This window comes from Variovorax sp. 160MFSha2.1 (genome assembly GCF_048305075.1).
GTDB classification, from domain to species: Bacteria; Pseudomonadota; Gammaproteobacteria; order Burkholderiales; family Burkholderiaceae_C; genus Variovorax; species Variovorax guangxiensis.
This window is the reverse complement of sequence record NZ_CP157624.1, coordinates 5,991,434-6,011,959: the sequence shown is the minus strand read 5'-3', so window position 1 is coordinate 6,011,959 and position 20,526 is coordinate 5,991,434. Positions and strand designations below refer to the sequence as shown.

19 protein-coding genes are annotated in these 20,526 nt (G+C 69.1%); 9 read left to right on the top strand and 10 right to left on the bottom strand.

Going from position 1 to position 20,526, the window contains the following annotated elements:
- Positions 1-19: 19 nt before the first annotated feature.
- The 3 genes from ABL838_RS27710 to gabT form a co-directional block, all read right to left on the bottom strand.
- Positions 20-1,048, bottom strand: coding sequence for an ABC transporter substrate-binding protein (locus ABL838_RS27710; RefSeq protein ID WP_184640890.1), 1,029 nt, complete (start codon positions 1,046-1,048; stop codon positions 20-22).
- Between the two features lie 66 nt (positions 1,049-1,114).
- Positions 1,115-2,221, bottom strand: a complete 1,107-nt coding sequence (locus tag ABL838_RS27705; RefSeq protein WP_418122875.1) for an ABC transporter ATP-binding protein — start codon at positions 2,219-2,221, stop codon at positions 1,115-1,117.
- A 27-nt stretch (positions 2,222-2,248) separates the two neighbouring features.
- Complete coding sequence (gabT, locus tag ABL838_RS27700) at positions 2,249-3,541, bottom strand: 4-aminobutyrate--2-oxoglutarate transaminase (protein ID WP_418122873.1); 1,293 nt, start codon at positions 3,539-3,541, stop codon at positions 2,249-2,251.
- Positions 3,542-3,714: 173 nt separating this feature from the next.
- On the opposite strand from gabT, the gene ABL838_RS27695 reads away from it, so the two are divergent.
- From ABL838_RS27695 to ABL838_RS27680, 4 genes are all read left to right on the top strand, one after another.
- Entirely contained in the window at positions 3,715-5,124 is a 1,410-nt protein-coding gene (locus tag ABL838_RS27695; protein WP_126023720.1) for a PLP-dependent aminotransferase family protein, read from the top strand.
- Positions 5,125-5,274: 150 nt separating this feature from the next.
- Positions 5,275-6,324 (top strand): ornithine cyclodeaminase, encoded by a 1,050-nt coding sequence (locus ABL838_RS27690; RefSeq protein WP_418122871.1) that lies wholly within the window; start codon positions 5,275-5,277, stop codon positions 6,322-6,324.
- Between the two features lie 39 nt (positions 6,325-6,363).
- On the top strand, positions 6,364-7,404 hold the full coding sequence (locus ABL838_RS27685) for a histone deacetylase family protein (protein ID WP_418122869.1): 1,041 nt from the start codon (positions 6,364-6,366) through the stop codon (positions 7,402-7,404).
- 131 nt (positions 7,405-7,535) lie between these two features.
- Positions 7,536-8,522, top strand: a complete 987-nt coding sequence (locus ABL838_RS27680; protein ID WP_418122867.1) for a tripartite tricarboxylate transporter substrate binding protein — start codon at positions 7,536-7,538, stop codon at positions 8,520-8,522.
- Here the strand turns inward: ABL838_RS27680 and ABL838_RS27675 are convergent.
- A complete protein-coding gene (locus tag ABL838_RS27675; RefSeq protein ID WP_418122865.1) occupies positions 8,509-9,078 on the bottom strand; it encodes a TetR/AcrR family transcriptional regulator in 570 nt (189 codons plus the stop codon). The two genes, ABL838_RS27680 and ABL838_RS27675, sit on opposite strands and share 14 nt — an antisense overlap.
- Positions 9,079-9,167: 89 nt before the next feature.
- Between ABL838_RS27675 and ABL838_RS27670 the strand changes: the two genes are divergently transcribed.
- Positions 9,168-10,433 (top strand): MFS transporter, encoded by a 1,266-nt coding sequence (locus ABL838_RS27670; RefSeq protein ID WP_418122862.1) that lies wholly within the window; start codon positions 9,168-9,170, stop codon positions 10,431-10,433.
- Between the two features lie 209 nt (positions 10,434-10,642).
- Complete coding sequence (locus ABL838_RS27665; RefSeq protein WP_184640883.1) at positions 10,643-11,860, top strand: porin; 1,218 nt, start codon at positions 10,643-10,645, stop codon at positions 11,858-11,860.
- A gap of 130 nt (positions 11,861-11,990) precedes the next feature.
- On the opposite strand, the gene ABL838_RS27660 is transcribed toward ABL838_RS27665, so the two are convergent.
- Positions 11,991-12,809 (bottom strand): HAD-IIB family hydrolase, encoded by an 819-nt coding sequence (locus tag ABL838_RS27660; protein ID WP_418122860.1) that lies wholly within the window; start codon positions 12,807-12,809, stop codon positions 11,991-11,993.
- A 94-nt stretch (positions 12,810-12,903) separates the two neighbouring features.
- Between ABL838_RS27660 and ABL838_RS27655 the strand changes: the two genes are divergently transcribed.
- The 3 genes from ABL838_RS27655 to ABL838_RS27645 are packed head-to-tail and all read left to right on the top strand — an operon-like array spanning position 12,904 to position 15,566.
- Positions 12,904-13,899: an ABC transporter ATP-binding protein gene (locus ABL838_RS27655; protein WP_418122858.1), complete on the top strand. Its 996-nt coding sequence runs from the start codon at positions 12,904-12,906 to the stop codon at positions 13,897-13,899.
- A 5-nt stretch (positions 13,900-13,904) separates the two neighbouring features.
- A complete protein-coding gene (locus tag ABL838_RS27650; protein ID WP_418125919.1) occupies positions 13,905-14,747 on the top strand; it encodes an ABC transporter permease in 843 nt (280 codons plus the stop codon).
- Between the two features lie 15 nt (positions 14,748-14,762).
- On the top strand, positions 14,763-15,566 hold the full coding sequence (locus ABL838_RS27645; protein WP_418122856.1) for an ABC transporter permease: 804 nt from the start codon (positions 14,763-14,765) through the stop codon (positions 15,564-15,566).
- Positions 15,567-15,718: 152 nt separating this feature from the next.
- On the opposite strand, the gene ABL838_RS27640 is transcribed toward ABL838_RS27645, so the two are convergent.
- The 5 genes from ABL838_RS27640 to ABL838_RS27620 all read right to left on the bottom strand — a co-directional run bounded on the left by ABL838_RS27640 (position 15,719) and on the right by ABL838_RS27620 (position 20,517).
- Positions 15,719-17,347, bottom strand: coding sequence for a peptide chain release factor 3 (locus ABL838_RS27640; RefSeq protein ID WP_418122854.1), 1,629 nt, complete (start codon positions 17,345-17,347; stop codon positions 15,719-15,721).
- Between the two features lie 80 nt (positions 17,348-17,427).
- The gene (locus ABL838_RS27635) at positions 17,428-18,042 is read right to left on the bottom strand and encodes an N-acetyltransferase family protein (protein ID WP_418122852.1); all 615 of its coding nucleotides are present in this window, start codon (positions 18,040-18,042) and stop codon (positions 17,428-17,430) included.
- Positions 18,039-19,127, bottom strand: coding sequence for an alpha/beta fold hydrolase (locus tag ABL838_RS27630; protein ID WP_418122851.1), 1,089 nt, complete (start codon positions 19,125-19,127; stop codon positions 18,039-18,041). The genes ABL838_RS27635 and ABL838_RS27630 overlap by 4 nt, the downstream gene beginning before the upstream one ends.
- Entirely contained in the window at positions 19,124-19,558 is a 435-nt protein-coding gene (locus ABL838_RS27625) for a hypothetical protein (RefSeq protein ID WP_418122849.1), read from the bottom strand. Before ABL838_RS27625 ends, ABL838_RS27630 begins: the two co-directional genes overlap by 4 nt.
- Before the next feature lie 38 nt (positions 19,559-19,596).
- On the bottom strand, positions 19,597-20,517 hold the full coding sequence (locus ABL838_RS27620) for an alpha/beta fold hydrolase (RefSeq protein ID WP_418122847.1): 921 nt from the start codon (positions 20,515-20,517) through the stop codon (positions 19,597-19,599).
- Positions 20,518-20,526: the final 9 nt, after the last annotated feature.

Genomic DNA, 20,526 nt, shown 5'->3' with positions numbered 1-20,526 from the left:
CGCTGGTTCGTCTGCCGGTTTACTGCGTGGCCCAGGCCGCGAAGCGCTTCTCCAGCGCCTCGCCCTGGTCGGCCCAGAAGCCGACGTTGAACTGCAGCGCGTCCTTGGCGTTGGTCGAGGAGGTCGGCAGGTCGGCCAGCACCTTGGGGCTGAGCGAGGCCAGCGCCTTGGTGTTGGTGGGGCCGTAGGCGATGTTCTGGGCATACACCGCCTGGTTGGCGGGCTGCATCGCGAACTGGATGTACTTCAACGAGGCTTCCTTGTTCGGCGCGCCCTTGGGGATCACCAGGTAGTCGAGGTCGTAGATGCCGCCCGGCCAGTAGATCTTGAGGTCGCGGCCTTCGCGGTTGGCCGCGTCGATGCGGCCGTTGTAGACGGTGGTCAGCACCACGTCGCCGGCTACCAGGAACTGCGGCGGCTGCGCGCCGGCCTCCCACCACTGGATGTTGGGCTTGAGCTCGGTGAGCTTCTTGAATGCGCGGTCGGCGCCTTCCTTGGTGCCGAGCACCTTGTAGACGTCGGCCGGCTTCACGCCGTCGGCCATCAGCGCGAATTCGAGGTTGTAGCGCGCGCCCTTGCGCATGCCGCGCTTGCCGGGAATCTTCTTCACGTCCCAGAAATCGGCCCAGCTCGTGGGCGCGGTCTTGAGCTTCTCGCCGTTGTAGGCCATCACGGTCGACCACACGAACAGGCCCACGCCGCAGTCGGTGACGGCGGCCGGCAGGAAGTCGGACTTGGTGCCGATCTTGGAATAGTCGAGCTTCTCGAAGAGGCCCTCGTCGCAGCCGCGCGCCGCGTCGGGCGATTCGACCTCGACCACGTCCCAGGTGACCTTTTTGGTCTCCACCATGGCCTTGATCTTGGCCTGCTCGCCGTTGTATTCGACCGCGACGATCTTGGTGCCGGTCTTCTCGTAGGGCTCGTAGTAGGCCTTTTTCTGGGCGTTGGCATTGGCGCCGCCGAAGTTGACCACGGTGAGCTGCTGCTGGGCGAGGGCCGGCAGGGCGAAGCTGGCGGCGACGGTGCAGGCGAGAAGTGTCTTTTTCATGGTGGAAATCTTCCTGGGTGATGAACGGGAACGAGGGGGAATGCGAACGGGAACGGAAGGCCGGCTTCAGGGGACGTAGATGCGCGCATGCGCCGTCGGGAACTCGAGCACCACCGCCTCGCCGGCCCGCGGCGCGGCGGCGCCGTCGAGGCCGTCCAGCGGCAGCTTCACGGTGGCGTCGGCCTGGCCGCCGCCGACGCTGCACAGCAGCCGCAGGTGGTCGCCGAAGTAGATGACGCGCGCCACCTCGGCCTCGAGCATGTTGGCGCGCTGCACGTCCGTGCGGCGGTGCAGCACCACGCGCTCGGGGCGGATGCAGGCCTCGACGGCCGCGCCAGAAGCCGCTCCGCTCACGTTGAGCCCGTGCAGCACGCGGCCGTCGGGCAGCGTCATCTCGGCATGCTCGCCGCCATGACCCTGGCGTTGGCCCAGCTGGCCCCAGAGCACGGTGTTGTCGCCGACGAAGCCGGCCACGAAGCGGTTGGAAGGCGTTTCGTAGAGACGGTCGACCGTGTCCAGCTGCTGGATCACGCCTTCGTTGAACACCGCCACGCGGTCGCTCATGGTGAGCGCCTCGCCCTGGTCGTGCGTCACGTAGACGAAGGTGACTCCCAGCTGGCGGTGCAGGTCCTTGAGTTCGATCTGCATGTGCTCGCGCAGCTGCTTGTCGAGCGCGCCGAGCGGCTCGTCCATCAGCACCAGCTGGGGCTCGAACACCAGCGCCCGCGCCAGCGCCACGCGCTGCTGCTGGCCGCCCGAGAGCTGGCCGGGCAGGCGGTCGGCCATGCCGCGCAACTGCACCATGTCGAGCGCGCGCTGCACGCGGCGCTGCTGCTCGTCCTTCGGCACCTTGCGCACGGTGAGCGGATAGGCCACGTTCTGCCCCACGCTCATGTGCGGGAACAGCGCGTAGTTCTGGAAGACCATGCCGAAGTTGCGCCTGTGCGGCGGCGTGCGGGTGATCGGCTTGCCGTCGAGCAGGATCTCTCCCGAGGTCGGCGACTCGAAGCCCGCCAGCATCATCAGCGTGGTGGTCTTGCCCGATCCCGAAGGGCCGAGCAGGCTCAGGAACTCGCCGCGGTGGATGTCCAGGTCGAGCTGGCGCACCACCAGGTGCTCGCCGTCGTAGGTCTTCTGGACACGCTGGAAGCGCACCAAGGGTTCTGCGGTCATGGAGGATTCAGGAAAAGGATCGGTCGATCAGCGCAGTGCGGCGAAGCTGTCCGCGAGAAGCGCCAGGCCTTCGTCCACAAGCAAGTCGGATGCCGTGAGCGGCACCAGCACGCGAATTACATTGCCGTAGGTGCCGCATGACAGCAGGATTAACCCGCGCCGTGCCGCCTCCGCGACCACCTTGCGGGTCAGCGCGGCGTCGGGCCGCGCGGTGTCGCCCTCCTCGAACAGCTCGATGGCCACCATGGCGCCGAGCCCGCGCACGTCGCCGATGGACGGCTCGCCCGCCGCGATGCGGCGCAGGCCGGCCATGAGCCGCTCGCCCAGCGCACGGCTGCGCGCCAGCAGCTGCTCGTCGGCGAACACCTTGAGCACCGCGAGCGCCGCGGCGCAGCCGATGGGGCTGCCGGCATAGGTGCCGCCCAGGCCGCCGGGGGCGGGGGCGTCCATCACCTCGGCGCGGCCCACCACGCCGGAGATCGGGAAGCCGCCCGCCATCGACTTGGCGGTGGTGATCAGGTCGGGCGCCACCGGCCACTGCTCGCTGGCGAACCAGGTGCCGGTGCGGCCGGCACCGGTCTGCACTTCGTCGGCAATGATCAGGATGCCGTGGCGGTCCGCCAGCGCGCGCAGGCCCTCGACGAAGTCGTTGGGCGCCACGTAGAAGCCGCCTTCGCCCTGCACCGGCTCCAGAATGAAGGCCGCCACGCGCTCGGGCTCGATGTCGTTCTTGAACAGCAGCTCGACCGAATGCAGGGCCTCGTCCACGCTCACGCCGTGCAGCGCATTCGGGTACAGCGCATGGAACACCTCGCCCGGGAAGGGGCCGAAGCCGACCTTGTAGGGCGCCACCTTGCCGGTGAGGCCCAGCGTCATCATCGTGCGGCCGTGGTAGCCGCCGGTGAAGGCGATGACGCCCGGGCGCCGGGTGTGGGCACGGGCGATCTTGACCGCGTTCTCCACCGCCTCGGCGCCGGTGCTCAGGAAGACCGACTTCTTCGCGAACGCGCCCGGGGCCAGTGCATTCAGGCGCTCGGCCAGTTCCACGTAGGGCTCGTAGGCCAGTACCTGGAAGCAGGTGTGCGAATAGAGCTCGGCCTGCGCCTTGACTGCAGCCGTGATCTCCGGGTGGCAGTGGCCGGTGTTGAGCACCGCGATGCCGCCCGCGAAGTCGATGTAGCGGCGGCCCTCGACGTCCCAGAGCTCGGCGTTGGCGGCCCGGCTGACGAAGATTTCATGGGCCTGGCCGACACCGCGCGCGACGGCCGCGCTGCGGCGGGTCATGAGGGCGGCGTTGCTGAGGTGGGGTTCGCGTTGCATGGGGGACGACCTGTGCTTGAGTGCTGGAAGGAAAGGAATGCCGGCACTCTAGGTCGCCCGATCCGGACCGGCCATGTACACCGGAAGCGGTCGTCCGGAGGACTGTACTGGTCTTGTATCCTGTACATACTTTCCTCAATATGGTGCAGGCCGGACCGCCGGAGACACCCCCGATGCTCATTCTTCGCCCCGAACAGCCGACGCCACTGGTGAGCCAGATCGTGGAAGGGCTGCGCGGCCTGATCGGCGCCCAGAAGCTCAAGGCCGACACCAAGCTGCCGTCGATCCGCGCCTTCGCCGCCGCCCATGGCGTCAGCGTCTTCACGGTGGTCGAAGCCTACGACCGGCTGGTGGCGCAGGGCCTGCTGGTCTCGCGGGCCAACGCCGGTTTCTTCGTCAAGCGGCGCAGCGAGGAGAGCGCCGCCGGCACGGCCAGCGCGCCCCGCGCGGACCCCCGCTTCGACGCGCGGTGGTATCTCCAGCAGATCTTCGAGAACCGCAACCTGCCACTCAAGCCCGGTTGCGGCTGGCTGCCGCACGACTGGCTCTTCGAGGACGGCATGCGCCGCAGCCTGCGCCACCTGGCCTCCGAAGGCAGCGACATCGGCGGTTACGGCCTGCCCTTCGGCCACATGGCGCTGCGCATGGCGACGGCCGAGGCGCTTTCGGAGCAGCAGATCGTGGTCGAGGCCGCCCAGGTGCTGCTGACCCAGGGCTCGAGCCAGGCCCTGGATCTCGTCGCGCGCCGCCTGCTCAAGCCGGGCGACCGCGTGCTCGTGGACGATCCCGGCTATCCGAACCTGATGTTCATGCTGCGCTTCCTGGGCGTGGAGATCGTCGGCGTGCCGCGCACTCCCTCGGGCTACGACATGCCCGCGCTCGAAGCGCTGCTGGCGGTGCACCGCCCCAAGGCCTTCTTCACGCAGCCGCGGCTGCAGAGCCCGACCTGCTCCATGGCCTCGCTGCCCCAGCTGGTGCAGCTGCTGCAACTCGCGCAGGCGCACGACTTCACGCTGGTGGAGAACGACATCTATGCCGAGATGGACGCGTCGATGCGCCCCTCGCTCGCCAGCCTCGGGCAACTGCGCCGCGTGGTCTACGTGGGCAGCTATTCGAAGACCATCTCGCCGAACATCCGCGTCGGCTACGTCATCGCGCAGCCCGAGCTGCTCGACGAGCTGGCGCAGCTCAAGATGATCTCGGGCCTCACATCGTCCGACATCACCGAGCGCCTGGCCTTCGGCACCGTGACCGACGGCCGCTGGCGCAAGCATCTCAAGGCCCTGCGCGAGCGCCTCGCGCAGGCGCACGGCAGTGTCGCTCGGCGGCTGGGGGGACTGGGCTTCGAGCTGTTTCATGAGCCCGCGGCCGGCATGTACCTGTGGGCCCGGCATCCGGACATCACCGACAGCGCCGAGCTCTCGCGGCGCGCCGCGGCCGAGGGAATCATGCTGGGCCCGGGCCAGCTGTTCCTGGTCAACCCGCGCCCCACCGGCTGGCTGCGCTTCAACGTCGCCTTCAGCGAGGACGAGCGGCTCTGGCGCTTCCTGGAGCGCAGCATCGAGGAGCGCCGCAGCGACTGAAGGCGGCAGCCGCAGAGGGCTCGCAAAGGTTCGCGAGCAGGCGCACAATGGCTTTCAACCCTTGGCGCAGGCGCATCCTGAATCAGCCATGGTGGAGTAAACATGCGATGGGATGAAGCGCCGCGGCGGGGCTACGCAAGGAGCCATGTCATGACCCGCTTCATCGATGTTCACAGCCTGGTCCGCCTGGTGGACGAGACCGGGGTTCCGCAGTTCCTCACCGCGCTGGCCGACGCGCTGCGCGATGACTTCATGCGGTGGCGCGAGTTCGACAAGAAGGCGCGCGTGGCCAGCCATTCGCACCTCGGCGTGATCGAGCTGATGCCGGTGGCCGACGACGGCGCCTACGCCTTCAAGTACGTCAACGGGCATCCGCACAACACGCAGGTCGGACTGCCGACCGTCATGGCCTTCGGCGTGCTGGCCGAGGTCGACACGGGCTACCCCGTGCTGCTTTCCGAACTCACGCTCACCACCGCGCTGCGCACGGCCGCCACCTCGGCGATGGCCGCGAAGGCGCTGGCGCGGCCCGATTCGCGCAGCCTCGCGCTGATCGGCAACGGCTCGCAGAGCGAGTTCCAGGCGCTGGCCTTCCATGCGCTGCTGGGCATCGAGGAAGTGCGGGTGTACGACATCGACCCGCATGCCACCGACAAGCTGGTGCGCCACCTCGCGGCCTGCACGCCGCTGGAGATCGTGCGCGCCCGCTCGGTGGCCGAGGCGGTGCGCGGCGCGGACATCGTCACCACCGTCACCGCCTACCAGGGGCGCGCGACGGTGCTCACGCCCGACATCATCGAGCCGGGCATGCATATCAACGCGGTGGGCGGCGATTCGCCCGGCAAGACCGAACTGCATCCCGGCGTGCTCGGCAAGGCGCGCGTGTTCGTCGAGTACGAGCCGCAGACCCGCGTCGAGGGCGAGATCCAGCAGGTGGCCGCCGACTTCCCGGTGCACGAGCTCTGGCGCGTGCTGCTCGGCGAGGTGCCGGGGCGCGAGAGCGCGGCGCAGGTCACGCTGTTCGACTCGGTGGGCTTCGCGCTGGAGGACTACACGGCGCTGCGCTACATCCAGCGCATCGCGACCGAGCGCGGCATCGGCCGGCAGATCGCGCTGGTGCCGGAGCTCGACGACCCGAAGGACTTGTTCGGGCTCACCGCCTCGGGCCGGCGCCGGGCGGTGCTGCGGCGTGCGGCATGATGGACGGCTTCGTCACAGCCGCTCCTGTCGCACATCTTCATGCTCACCATCTACAACGACCAGCACGTTCTTCACCAAGGCAAAGTCGAGATGTTCCGCGGCGAGCTCGTGCCGTGCTTCGAGGTGCCCGCGCGCGTCGATCATGTGAGGCATGAGCTGGAGCGCAGGAACATCGGCCCGCTGCAGGCGCCCGATGCCTTCGACGAAGCGGTGCTGGCCAAGGTGCATGCGCCGCGCTACCTGGACTTCATCGCGCATGCGTGGGAGGAGTGGGTGGCGCTCGACCCGTCCAACGCGACGCGCGACGCGCTGCCTTCGTACTGGCCCACGCGCGGCATGCGCAGCGACGTGCTGCCGAAGAGCTTTCCGGCGCGCCTGGGGCTTTTCTCCTTCGACGCGGGCACGCCGCTGATGGCGGGCAGTTGGACGGCGGCGCGCCACGGCGCGGCATGCGCGTGGACCGCGGCGCAGCGCGTCATCGGCGGCGAGCGTGCCGCTTTCGCGCTCACGCGGCCGCCGGGCCACCATGCGGGCGCGGATTTCTTCGGCGGCTATTGCTTCCTCAACAACGCTGCCGTCGCCGCGCAGGCGTTGCGCGACGCGGGCGTCGAACGCGTGGCCGTGCTCGACGTCGACTACCACCACGGCAACGGCACCCAGGCCATCTTCTACGAGCGCGACGACGTGCACTTCGCGAGCCTGCATGGCGATCCGCTGACCGACTATCCCTACTACCTGGGCCATGCCGACGAGCGCGGCGCCGGGCGGGGCGAGGGCTTCAACCACAACCTGCCGCTGCCGCGCGGCACCGACTTCACCGCGTGGCGCGCCGCGTTGGGAACCGCGCTGGCCCGCATCGCCGAAGTGAAGGCCGGCGCGCTGGTGGTTTCGCTGGGCGTCGACACCTTCGAGGGCGACCCGATCTCCGGCTTCAGGCTGAAGAGCGACGACTACCTGCGCATGGGCGAGGACCTGGCACGCGCCGGACTGCCGACGGTGTTCGTGTTCGAGGGCGGCTACGCGGTGGCGGAGGTGGGCGTCAACGCGGTGAACGTGATCGAAGGCTTCGCGCAGGCCTAGCAGCTGACGCGCAGGCGACTCGGACGCCGGAATTCGCCCCTGTTTCCCACGGAAATCAGGGCAGCCCCGATTGCCTTCGCCGGTGCGGCGGGGCCCAATCGGCGCTTTCCCAAGTCAGGACCCAGTCAGCCATGCTCCGCCGCTCCACCTTCCTCCGTACCGCCGCCGCATTCGCCGCAACCGGCGGCCTCGCTTTTCCGATGGCGGCGCTCGCGCAGGCCTTTCCCGCCAAGCCCATCAAGCTGGTGATCGCCTTCCCGGCGGGCGGCCCGACCGACATCACCATGCGCCAGCTCGCGGAGAACGCGAGCAAGATCCTCGGCCAGCCGGTGATCATCGACAACAAGCCCGGCGCCGGCGGCACGCTGCCCGCGCAGGCGCTGCAGACCGCGCAGCCCGACGGCTACACCGTCGCGCAGATTCCGCTGGGCGTGTTCCGCCTGGGCTACACCACCAAGATCAACTGGGATCCGCTCAAGGACATCACCTACGTCATCAACGTCACCGGCTACGCCTTCGGCATCGTCGTGCCGGCCGACAGCCCCTTCAAGACCTGGGCCGACTTCGTCGCATACGCCAAGGCCAACCCCGGCAAGCTCACCTACGGCTCCACGGGCACGCTCACCAGCCCGCACCTGACGACCGAGATCGTCGCGCAGAAGGCCGGCATCCAGCTGCAGCACGTGCCCTACAAGGGCAGCGCCGACCTGATGCTCGCGGTGGTCAGCGGCCAGCTGATGGCCGCGGCCGACAGCACCGGCTTCGCGCCGCAGGTGGAGGCCGGCAAGCTGCGCGTGCTCAACACCTGGGGCGAGAAGCGCCTGGCCAAGTTCCCCGACGCGCCCACGCTGAAGGAACTCGGCTACGACGTGGTGCAGAACTCGCCCTTCGGCATCGGCGCACCCAAGGGCACGCCGCCCGAGGTGGTGAAGAAGCTGCACGACGCCTTCAAGCAGGCGATGGAGGAGCCGAGCTACGTCGCCGCGCTGGGCCGCTACGACATGCTGCCGAACTACATGAGCTCGGCCACCTATACCAAGTTCGCGCAGGACACGGTGGTGAAGGAGAAGGCCATCATCGACAAGCTGGGGCTGGCGAAGGAAGTCAAGACGAACTGAGGACGAAGAGTTCGTCCACCAGCCGGGACGCCAGTTCCGGCTGCACCCCCTCTCCACCGAACACCAGCCGGAACACGATCGGCGCGATCAGGTGATCGATCACCTGCTGCGGCTCGGGTGCGGGCTCGCCGCGGGCGCGGGCCTGCTCGACAAGCGTGAGCGCCTCCCTGCGGCGGTTGCGCAGGCAGTCGGTGTCGGCGCCATCGTTGGCCAGCGCGGCCGCGGCTTTCAGCAACGAGGTATTGCACGGCCTGGCCAGGTGCTCGATGAGTTCGCGCGCCCAGGCTTCCAGGTCGGCGCGCAGCGTTCCCGTATTCGGCAGCGGGCGGTTCGGGTCCAGCCGGTGGGTGGCGGTTTCGGCCAGCAGCCCCTGCAGGTCGCCCCAGCGCCGGTAGATGCTGGAGGCGCTGACACCCGCGCGCTCGGCCACCGCCGGCACCGTGACGCGCTCCCTTCCTTGTTCCGCCACGAGTTCTTCGAGGGCAGTGCGCACCAATGCCTGCACCTGGGCGCTGCGGCCGCCGGGGCGTTTGTTGGGGAGGGCGATGTCGGTCATGGTCTGGACTTTAACGCAAAGATATTTGCTTTAGAGGATTCGCATGTCTAGAATCACAAAAGCAAAAAAAGTTGCATTAAGGATTCGCCATGCCGTCCTCCTGCCCCGAACTCGCTTCCGCCACCGCCGACCTCGCGGCGCGCTCCAGGCCCTGGCGCCTGCCGCAGCGCGCGGCCTTTCCGCTGCTCGCGGCTGTGCTGTTCGCCTTTTTCTTCGCGGCTGCCGCGCCTTCGCCGCTGTTCGTGGTGTTCCAGCACGCCTGGCATTTCTCTTCGTCGCTGCTCACGGTGGCCTTCGCGGTCTACGCGATCGCGCTGCTGGTTTCTCTGCTGGTAGCCGGCTCGCTGTCGGACCACATCGGGCGCCGCCCGGTGGTGCTGTCGGCGCTGGTGCTGCAGGCGGTGGCGATGGGGCTCTTCCTGCTGGCGAACGGCATCGGCGGGCTGATCGTCGCGCGCGTGGTGCAGGGCATCGCCACCGGTGTGGCGAGCGGCGCGCTGAGCGCGGCGGTGGTCGAGGCCGCGCCGGCAGCGCGCAAGCGGCTGGGGGCGCTGATCACGAGCGTGTCGCCGCTTGCAGGCCTTGCCGCGGGTGCGCTGCTCACGGGCATGGCGGTGAAGTTCTCGCTGCAACCGGTGATGCTGGTGTTCGGCGTGCTCGCCGCGGTGTTCGCGCTGGGCGCGGCGGTGGTGCTGTGGATGCCCGAGACCGTCACGCCGCGCGCGGGCGCGCTGGCCTCGCTGGTGCCGCGCGTGTCGATTCCGGCGAAGGCACGCGCCGAGTTCGCGCGCGGGCTGCCGGTGTTCATCGTGGTGTGGGCGCTCGGCGGGCTGTACCTGTCGCTGGCGCCTTCTCTGATGCTGTATGTGTTCGGCATCGACAACGGCGTGGTCAACGGCCTCACGGTGGCGGTGCTTTCCGGCATGGGAGCCATCGCGCCGACGCTGCTCGGCCGCCTTGCGGCTCCGCGCCCGGCCATCGTCGGCATGGCCAGCATCGCGCTCGGCCTGGTGCTGCTGCTGGCCTCGCTTGCCACCCGTTCGCTCGCGCTCTTCTTCGTCGGCACGGCGGTAGCGGGCATCGGCTTCGGCGGCGCGTTCTCGGCGCTGGTGCAGACGCTGGCGCCGATGGCGCAATCGCACGAGCGCGGCGAGCTCTTCGCGGCGATCTTCGTGGTGAGCTATCTCGCGTTCAGCCTGCCGGCCATGCTCGCGGGCTTCCTGGTGGCGCCGCTGGGGCTGCTGAACACGGCCGAGGGCTATGCTGCGGTGTTGCTGCTGATCGCCGCCTTCGGCACGTGGAGCCAGTGGATGGTGCTGCGACGCCGGCAGCGCGAATTGCCCATGAGCGAGTGAGTGGCCGGAACGGCGTTCCGGGTCAGGAAACAGTCAGGACACCTATGTCAAGAGGCTTGGCCCTTCGGGGGTTGGGTACTTACCCTATGTAATTCGTTTGTCTTCCGCGATGGAAACACTCCGATGCAGTCTTGTGGCGCAAAAGCCCGGGCTCTCAGCAGCTGCATCCGGCATCGGAGCGGCAACTTCCCCATCCTGGAGTGATACGAATGAAAAAATCCCTGCTTGTTCTGGCTGCGATGGCAGCCTGCGGTGCCGCGTCGGCGCAATCGACCGTGACGCTGTTCGGCGTCGTCGATGCGGCCTACCGCAACGTCTCGAACAAGAGCGAGTCGGTCCCGGCCACCCTTTTCACCCCCTACTACAGCGTGAAGGCCAGCCGTACCGAGCTGGCCAACTCGGGCCTGAGTTCCAGCCGCCTGGGCTTCCGCGGCGTCGAAGACCTCGGCGGCGGCCTGTCGGCCAGCTTCTGGCTCGAAGCCCCGATCACCAACGACGACGGCGCCACCGGCGTCTCCAACTTCAGCCGCCGCTCCACCGTGAGCCTGGCCGGCAGCTTCGGCGAGTTCCGCATCGGCCGCGACAAGACCGCCACCGTGCTGAACGACGAGCAGTTCGATCCGTTCGGCGACACCGGCATCGGCGGCTCGCTGATCATCGACGCCAACGAAGGCAGCCTCTCGGGCACCGGCTACGGCAGCAACAGCACCTACAAGCGCGCCGGCAACATGGTCCAGTACTTCCTGCCGCGCAACCTGGGCGGCTTCTACGGCAACCTGGGCTACAGCTTCCACGAGATTACCCGCCTGTCGCCCGACACCATCACCGGCGCCGACCGCACCAACACCGGCCGCCATATCGGCGGCCGCGTCGGGTACGCCTCGGGCCCGGTCGACGTCGCCGTCAGCTACGCGCAGAACGACACCAGCTTCACCTCCGGTTCAGGCTCCTCCGCCGTGGCACGTCCGGGCAAGATCAAGACCTTCAACCTCGGCGCGACCTACGACTTCGGCGTGGCCAAGCTGTTCGGCGAGTACTCGCGCTCGAAGGACCAGCGCGATCCGCTGAACATCTTCACGCCGGTGCCGAGCACCGACCTCACCGGCTACCTGATCGGCGTGACCGTGCCGATCGGCCCGGGCCAGATCCGCGCCTCGTACTCGCAGGTCAAGTACGACTACAACCGCGTGCCGGCCCTCTTCGCCGTGAACACCCCCGACCCGAAGTCGAACAAGTTCGCGCTGGGCTACGTGCACAACCTGTCGAAGCGCACCGCGCTCTACGGCACGATCGCGCGCGTGACCAACAAGAACGGTGCCGGCAACACGGTCGGCGCCGGTCCGTCGTACGTGGCAACGTACAACCGCGTGGCGCTGCAGCCCAAGTCGTCGATGGGCTACGAGTTCGGCATCCGCCACAGCTTCTGATCGCAGCGAACCCCGAGACTGTTTTCTCCAAGGACCCCGTCGAACGGTCCCTTCGCCCGCCTCGTGCGGGCTTTTTTTCGTCCGTATTTTTTCGCGCGGAGTGTCGTTTGTCCGCAGCGTCCGGCGGTGTTCAGCGCGCCGAGAGAATCGCGCGCGCGGCCTCGGCGAAGCCGGTGCCGCGCTCGCCCCGCGTCACGTAGCGCGGCAGGTGCTCCAACTGCGGCACGAAGCGCGCGACGTTCGCCACGCCGATGCTGTGCGCGAAGGTGCGGAACATCAGCTGGTCATTGGTGGAGTCGCCCACGTAGGCCCAGCGGTCCATCTCGCCGTCGAGCGTGCGACCCCACAGCTCGCGCACGATCCAGCGCGCACCTTCGAGCTTGTCGTTGTCGCCGTACCAGCCGTTGACGTGGATGCTGCTGACGGTGGCGTGCATGCCCTCGCCGCGCATCAGCGCCACCACCTGCGCGATGGTGTCGTCGCTCAATTGCACGAACTCGCTGTGGTCGATGGCGATGTCGGTCTCGCGCCCCGGCGAGTCGGTGGCGCGACCCACGCCCAGCAGCTCGCGCTCGATGCGCTCCACCACCGCCTGCATGCGCGCGAAGTTGGCGGCGCGCGTGGGCTCGTCCTGCTGGTAGCGCTTCTCGACCTTGTCATCGGCCGAGGGCAGCAGCGCGACCGCGCCGTTCTCGGCCACGATGGCGTCGACCGGCCAGGCGTTGACGAAGGGCAGGCTCCAGCCCACCGGCCGGCCGGTGATCGCCACCACCGAAAGCCCCGCCGCCTTCAGATCGCCCAGCGCCTGCAGCGCATCGGGCGTGATGGCGCCGTCGTGCGTGAGCGTGTCGTCGATGTCGGTGAAGACGCCGATGAGCGCACCGCGCGCGGCCTGCGGCCATTGGGCCAGCGGCAGCAGATGGTGGGGCGAAGAAGGCAAGGTGGGCATGGAGAGAGCAATGCAGGGGGAGCGCCGATCGTACCGGCGCTTTCGTGTAGCATCCCGCCCCCGCCGTGCCATCGAGGCCGGCGCGGCGCCCGCCATGCCCCACATCCTCGTCGACGACCTCCGCAAGACCTACCGCATCTCCGAACGCGACCCTGGCGTGATGGGCGCGCTGCGCGGCCTCGTGCAGCGGCGCCATCGCACGGTGGAGGCGCTGTCGGGCGTGTCGTTCGCGCTGGAGCGCGGCGAGCTGCTGGGCTTCATCGGGCCCAACGGCGCGGGCAAGTCGACCACCATCAAGATCCTCTCTGGCATCCTGCGGCCCGATGGCGGGCGCGTGGAGATCGACGGTCGCGATCCCTTCGCCGACCGCGAGCGCCACGTGGGGCGCATCGGCGTGGTCTTCGGCCAGCGCACGCAGCTGTGGTGGGACCTGCCCGTGGGCGACGGCTTCGACCTGCTGCGCGACATCTACCGCGTGGACCCGTCGCGCTATCGCCGCACGCGCGACGAACTGGTGGCGCTGCTGAACCTGGAGCGCGTGCTCGCGCAGCCGGTGCGGCAGCTCTCGCTGGGCCAGCGCATGCGCGCGGAGATCGCTGCCGCGCTGCTGCACGAGCCCGACATCCTCTTTCTCGACGAGCCGACCATCGGCCTCGACGCACCTTCCAAGCTGGCCGTGCGCGACTTCGTGCGCCGCGCCAATCGCGAGCGCGGCACCACCGTGCTGCTGACCACGCACGACATGCACGACATCGAGGCGCTGGCCCGCCGCGTGATCATCATCGGCCACGGCCGCGTGCTGGCCGACAGCCCGGTCGAGGCGCTGCGTGCGCAGGTGATGGCCGAGCGCCGCCTGGTGGTCGACTTCGCGCAGGGCGCCGAGCTGCCCGCGCAGGTGGAAGGCGCGCGGGTGCACTCGCGCGACGGCCAGACGCTGGTGCTCGACTTCGACCCGGCCCGCACTGCGGCGCCCGCGCTGATCGCGCGCATCGCCGCCGCGCATGCGGTGGAGGACATTCGCCTCGAAGGCCTGGCGATCGAGGCCGTCATTGCGCGCTTCTACGCCATGCACGGAGCGGCAGAAGCGTGACGGCGATGCGCCCGCACGACCTTGCACGGCCCTACATCGCGGCCTTCGCGTCGCGCTTCCTGCAGATGCTGCAGTACCGCACCGCCGCGCTCGCCGGCTTCGCCACGCAGTGCTGGTGGGGCGGCATCAAGGTGATGGTGTTCGCGGCCTTCTACGGCCATGCGGCTGGCACCGGCGCGAGCAGCTCGATGTCGCTCGCCCAGGCCATCACCTACACCTGGCTCGCGCAGGGGCTGCTCGTGCTGCTGCCGTGGCTGGGCGACCCGGAAGTGGCGCAGGCGGTGCGCACCGGCGCCGTCGCCTACGACCGGCTGCGGCCCGTCGACGCCTACGCGCTGTGGTTCGCGCGCAGCGCCGGCTGGATCGCCGCCCGCGTGCTGCCACGCGTGGCGCTGATGGCGGCCTTCGCGATGGTCGCGCTGCCGCTGTTCGGGCTGGGCGAGTGGGCCTGGCAGCTGCCGGCGGGCGTGGCGGCGGGGCTCGCCTTCGTGCTCTCGGCCGTGCTCGCGCTGCTGCTGTCGACGTCGATGGTGATGCTGCTGAACGTGGCCGCCACCGCCGCGCTCAACGAACGCGGCATCAGCGCGGTGGCCACGCCGGTGGTCATCGTTCTTTCTGGCAACCTGCTGCCGCTCGCGATGCTGCCCGACGGCTGGCAGACCGCGCTGCTGGTCCAGCCGCTGGCCGGGCTGATGGACATTCCGGCGCGCCTGTACTTCGGGCAGCTGCAGGGCTGGCAGGCCATCGGCGGGCTGGGGCTGCAGGTCTTCTGGATCGCGGTGCTCGTGGCCTTCGGCCATTTCGCCATGGGCCGCACCATGCGCGGCCTGCAGGTGCAGGGCGGGTGAGGGCAGGTGAGGGCGATGGGATCGATTCCGCTCTTCTTCCGGCTGGTCGGCGCGTCCCTCGGCGGCCAGGCGCGCTACCCGGCCTCGGCGCTGATGCTGACCGTCGGCCAGTTCCTCGGCACCGGCATCGAAGTGATCGCCGTGTGGGCGCTGTTCCACCGCTTCGGCGACGTGCAGGGCTGGCGCATCGGCGAGGTGGCGCTGTTCTACGGGCTGGTGAACTGCATGTTCGCGCTTGCCGATGCGCTGGGCCGCGGCTTCGACGTGCTCGGCACGGAGTTCCTGCGCACCGGCGCCTTCGACCGCCTGCTGCTGCGGCCGCGTCCGCTCGCGCTGCAGCTGATGGGCAACGACTTTCGCATCAGCCGCCTGGGCCGGCTGCTGCAGGGGCTGGCGATGGTGGCGTTCGCCACGCAGCAGATGGGCATCGCGTGGACGCCGGGCGCCGTCGCCATCGCGCTGATCGCCATCGCGGGCGGCGTGGCGCTGTTCCTCGGCATCCTGGTGCTGCAGGGCACGCTGGCCTTCTGGACCGTCGAGAGCCTCGAGATCGCGAACGTGCTGACCTACGGCGGCGTGCAGGCCGCGCAGTACCCGCTGGCGCTCTATGCGCGCTGGTTCCGGCGCGTGCTGACCTTCATCGTGCCGCTGGCCTGCGTGGCGTACTACCCGGTGCTGGCGATCCTGGGAAAGGCCGACCCGCTGGGGGCGCCGGCATGGGTGGGCCTGGTGTCGCCGCTCGCCGGGTTCGTGTTCCTGGTGGCGGCTTTCGGGGTGTGGCGCTTCGGGTTGCGCCGCTATGCGTCGACGGGCAGTTGAGGGACTGCGAACCGGCAGGAAAGCCGAACGCAGAAGTCGCAAAGGTTTCGCAGAAGTCGCAGAGGACAAATCCGGAAATGACCAGGTTCTCTTCTGCGATCTCTGCGTAGTTTTTGTCTTCCTTCTGCGTTCGGCTGCCCGATCCCGTCTCTTTACCCCGCGCTCTGCAGCGCCAGCCCCGCATGCTCGCGCAGCGGATGGAAGTGGATCTTCGGAAACCGCTCCTGCGCCAGCCGAACGTCGTAGGGCGAGGTGCACAGGAAGGCCAGCGTGTCCGCCGCGTCCTTCGCCATGCGCTGCGGATACGCGTTCACGAACTCGCGCAGCTCGGCCGGCGTGTCGGCCGTGATCCAGCGTGCGCCGGTGTACTGGCAGCCTTCGAGGCGCACGTCGGCGTCGTACTCCGCCTTCAGGCGGTGCTGCACCACTTCGAACTGCAGCTGGCCGACCGCGCCCAGCAGCATCGGGCCGCCGATCTCGGGGCGAAACACCTGGATCGCGCCTTCCTCGCCGAGCTGGGCCAGGCCCTGCTGCAGCTGCTTGGTGCGCAGCGGGTTCTTCAGGATCACGGTCATGAAGAGCTCGGGCGCGAAGAAGGGCAGGCCGGTGAACTGCAGGCTCGCGCCGTCGGTGATGGTGTCGCCCAGCTGCACGCCGCCGTGGGTGGTGAAGCCTACGATGTCGCCCGCGTAGGCCTCTTCCACTGCCTCGCGGCGCTGGCTCATGAAGGTCACGACGCTGGTGGGGCGCAGTTCCTTGGCGGTGCGCTGCACCTTCAGCTTCATGCCCGGCGTGTACTTGCCCGAGGCCATGCGCACGAAGGCGATGCGGTCGCGGTGGTTGGCGTCCATGTTGGCCTGCACCTTGAAGACGACGCCCGCGAAGTCCTTGTCCTCGGGCTGGATCTCCTTGGTCACCGGCTGGCGGTTGACCAGCGTGGTGCTGGTGCGCGAGCGCGGCGAGGGCGCCAGGTCGACCAGCGCGTCGAGCACTTCCATCACGCCGAAGTTGTTCACGCCGGAGCCGAAGAACACGGGCGTCTGCTTGCCGGCCAGGAAGGCCTCGCGGTCCCAGGCGGGCGAGGCGCCGGTGGCGAGCTCCATGCTTTCCATGGCGGTCTCGAAGTCGGCGCCGAAGCGCTCGACCAGCGTATCGCGCTCGCTCAGCGGAATGGTCTCGAAGTCCTGCGGCAGGCGCTCGCTGCCCGACTCGAACACCGTCATCGCCTGCGTGCGCAGGTTCATGATCCCGCGGAAGCTCTTGCCCTGGCCCACCGGCCAGGTCATGGGCACGCAGGGCATGCCCAGCTCGCGCTCCACCTCGTCGAGGATGTCCAGCGGCTCGCGCACTTCGCGGTCCATCTTGTTGACGAAGGTGATGATGGGCGTGTCGCGCTGGCGGCAGACCTCGATCAGCCGGCGCGTCTGCGCTTCCACGCCGTTGGCCGCGTCGATCACCATCAGCGCCGAGTCGACGGCGGTGAGCACGCGATACGTGTCTTCAGAGAAGTCCTTGTGGCCCGGCGTGTCCAGCAGGTTGATGACGTGGTCGCGGTACACCATCTGCATCACCGACGAGGCCACCGAGATGCCGCGCTGCTTCTCGATCTCCATCCAGTCGGAGGTGGCATGGCGCGAGGCCTTGCGCGCCTTCACCGAGCCGGCGATCTGGATCGCGCCGGAGAAAAGCAGCAGCTTTTCGGTCAGCGTGGTCTTGCCGGCGTCAGGGTGGGAAATGATCGCGAAGGTGCGGCGGCGGCGGGTTTCGGCTACGAAAGACAAGGTGGGCAATCTGCGAGGGGAATCCGCGATTTTAAAAGGCCGGCGGTTTCCGGCCCCGCCGCCCCCGTGCCAGGGGCATTTCAGCCCCCGAGCGCCTCGTTCATCCCATACGCCCGCATCTGCGCCTCGAACCGCACCACGTCCTGGCTCAGCACCACGATGTCGTGCGCCATGCCCTGGCGGTCCTTCACGTGCTTGCCCAGCAGCGCCTCGGGCTTGAAGCCCAGGGCCTGGAAGACGGCGATGGCGCCGCGCTGGTCGACGGTCATGCGGGCGACGAGCTTTTCGGCCCCGCGCTCGATGGCCAGCGCGCAGGCTTCGCGCGCGAGCTTGTGGCCCAGGCCGCTGCCGCGCAGCTCGGGCGCGGCGAGCACGCGCAGTTCGGCCACGTGGCTGGACCAGGAATGCGGGTCGCGGATCACCGCCGCGCAGCCGAGCACGGCATCACCGCGCGCTGCGAGCACGCTGTCGATGTCGCCGCGCTCGATGGCGCGCACCCAGGCGTTCATCACCTTGGGCTGGGTGATGTCACGCGGCAAAAAGAGCAGGTCGTGCGCCGGCAGCGCCTGCGCGAAGGCGAGCACGGCATTCGCGTCTTCGGCGGCCATCAGGCGCAGGACGATGTTGCCGTCACTGCTGGTCACGGTACGCGGGTAGGTCCGCGAGAAGGAGTCGGTCACGGTGGTGATGCTCATGTCGATCGCACTCCAAGCCATTCGTCCAGTCTGGGCCACAGCCGGCGCACCGCGTTGGGCCCGGCGGCGAGGCTGACGTGGCCGCCCTTGAGCACCACCTCCTCCTTGTCGGTGGAGCCGACGCCAGCCACGAGCGGCTGTCCGGCCTCGTAGGGAACGATGTGGTCGTGCTGCGCGAGCGCGTGCAGCACCGGCACCCTGATGTTCTTCAGCTGCACCTTCTGCCCGCCGATCACCAGCTCGCCCTTGTGCAGCTTGTTGCCCCACATGAGCTCCTTGACGGTCTGGCGGAAGTACTCGCCGGCCAGCGGCAGCATCTCGTTGCCCCAGCGGTCGAACATGCGGTACGACTTGACGAATTCGTCGTTGTCCATGTTGTCCCACAGCTGCACCATGCCCGCGCTGCGGCCGGCGGGGCGCAGCATGTCGAAGGAGGCGAAGAGCATCTCGGGCGGCACGTTGCCCACGGTGTCGATGAGCCGGTCGACGTCGAAATACCGGCGGTCCGACCACGCGTGGAACAGCTTCATGCGGCTGAAGTCGATGGGCGTGGTGAAGAGCGCGAGGTTCTTCATCGGCCCGCCGGGGTGCAGCGCGGCATAGAGCGTGGAGAGCACGCCGCCCATGCAGTAGCCCACGAGCGTGACGTCTTCCTCGCCCGAGCGTTCCTGCACGCGCCGGATCGAGTCGGGAATGAAGTCGAGTACGTAGTCCTCGATGCGCAGGTGCTTCTCCTGCGGGCGCGGCGCGTTCCAGTCCATCATGTAGACGTCGTAGCCCTGCAGCAGCAGGTGCTCGACCATGCTCTGGCCCGGCGCGAGGTCGAGGATGTAGCCGCGGTTGGTGGTCGCCATCACGATCAGCAGCGGCACGCGGTAGATCTCGTCGGCCATGGGCCGGTAGTGGTACAGGCTCAGCGTGCCGCGCCGGTGGATCTCGTCCTTGGGCGTCTGGCCGACGGCGGGCGCGGCGGTGGTGAGGAAGTCCAGGCCCTTGAGGTTGCGCTGGATCGCGCGCTCGATCTCGGCGGCCATGTCGACCGCGATGTCGGGCAGGGCGAAGGGCGTGTCGGCGGTGATGCTCATGCCGGGCGCTTTCCTGCCGGGGGCTTGCGCGTGCGGGGCGGGGTGGCGGGCGCCGCCGCGGGTGCCGCAGGCGCCGCCTTCGGAGGCTGCCGGGTGCGGCGCGGTCCTGGCGCTGCCGCAGCGGAGGAAGCGGGCCCGCCCTCCACGGCGCGGGCAATGCGCGCCAGGTGATCGTCGATGCGCTGCAGCTGCTCCCCCAGCACTTGCAGGTCGGCGCGCGTCGGCAGGTTCAGCATCGTCAGGTAGCGCGCCATCAGCTCGCCCAGCGCCTTCTGCGCGGTGAGCGAGGCGTTCATGCCGCCGTGCATGCCCTGGCGGAACGGGTCCGAGGCCATGGTCTCGTTGGCGAACTCGTTGGTGGTTTTTTCCCACTGGGCCGTGAGCTCGCGCCACATGGCCATCGGGTCGAGAGGGGAGAACTTGTTCGTCATGGCGGATGCTCCCTTGTCGCCTTGTTGTTTCTTCTGCTTCAGTCGCCTGGGTGCTGCGCCGTGTGCGCCGCGATGGCGTCGACGATCTGCGGCCACATCGGGATCGGCAACGCATGCCCCATGCCGGGGATGCGCAGCAGCTGCGAGCCCGCTATCGCATCGGCCACGTCGACGCCGCAGGCCACCGGCACCAGCGGGTCGTCGTCGCCGTGGATCACCAGCGTGGGCACGCGCACGTTGCGCAGCGCGGGCTTGCGGTTGCCCGAGGCGAGGATGGCAGCGAGCTGCCGCGCCACGCCGGCCGGGTTGAGCCCGCGCAGGAAGACGAGCTGCGCCTTCTCGGCGTCGCGCGCTTCGTCGAGCGGAAAGCTGCCGGGTCCGCGCAGCACGCGCCACACCTTCGCGTAGTGCGCCTGGTAGGCCGCGAAGGTGGTCGGCGCCGGCGAGAACAGCACTGCCATCGCCTCGGGCGTGGGCGGCGGCAGTCCCGGCGCGCCGGTGCTCGACATGATGCTGGTGAACGACAGCATGCGCTGCGGATGGTGGATGCACAGCTCCTGCCCGATGGCGCCGCCCATCGAGGCGCCCACGATGTGCGCCCGGGCGATGCCCAGCGCGTCGAGCAGCCCGACGCAGTCGGCCGCCATGTCGCGCAGGTCGTAGGGCGCTCGCAGCGGCAGCCCGGCCATCGCCTGCGCCATCAGCGCCTGGATGTCGGGCACGCCCAGCAGCGTGAGGTGCGTCGAATGGCCGATATCGCGGTTGTCGAATCGGATCACGCGGTGCCCGCCGGCCTCGGCGAGCCGGGCGCAGAAGGCGTCGTCCCACGCCACCATCTGCGCGCCGAGGCCCATGACCAGCAGCAGCGGCTCGGCGGCCGGATCGCCGAAGCTGTCCCAGGCCAGCTCGATGCCGTTGGCGCGCGTGCGTTGTTCGACGCGGGGCGGGGCTGCGGTCATGGCCGGGCG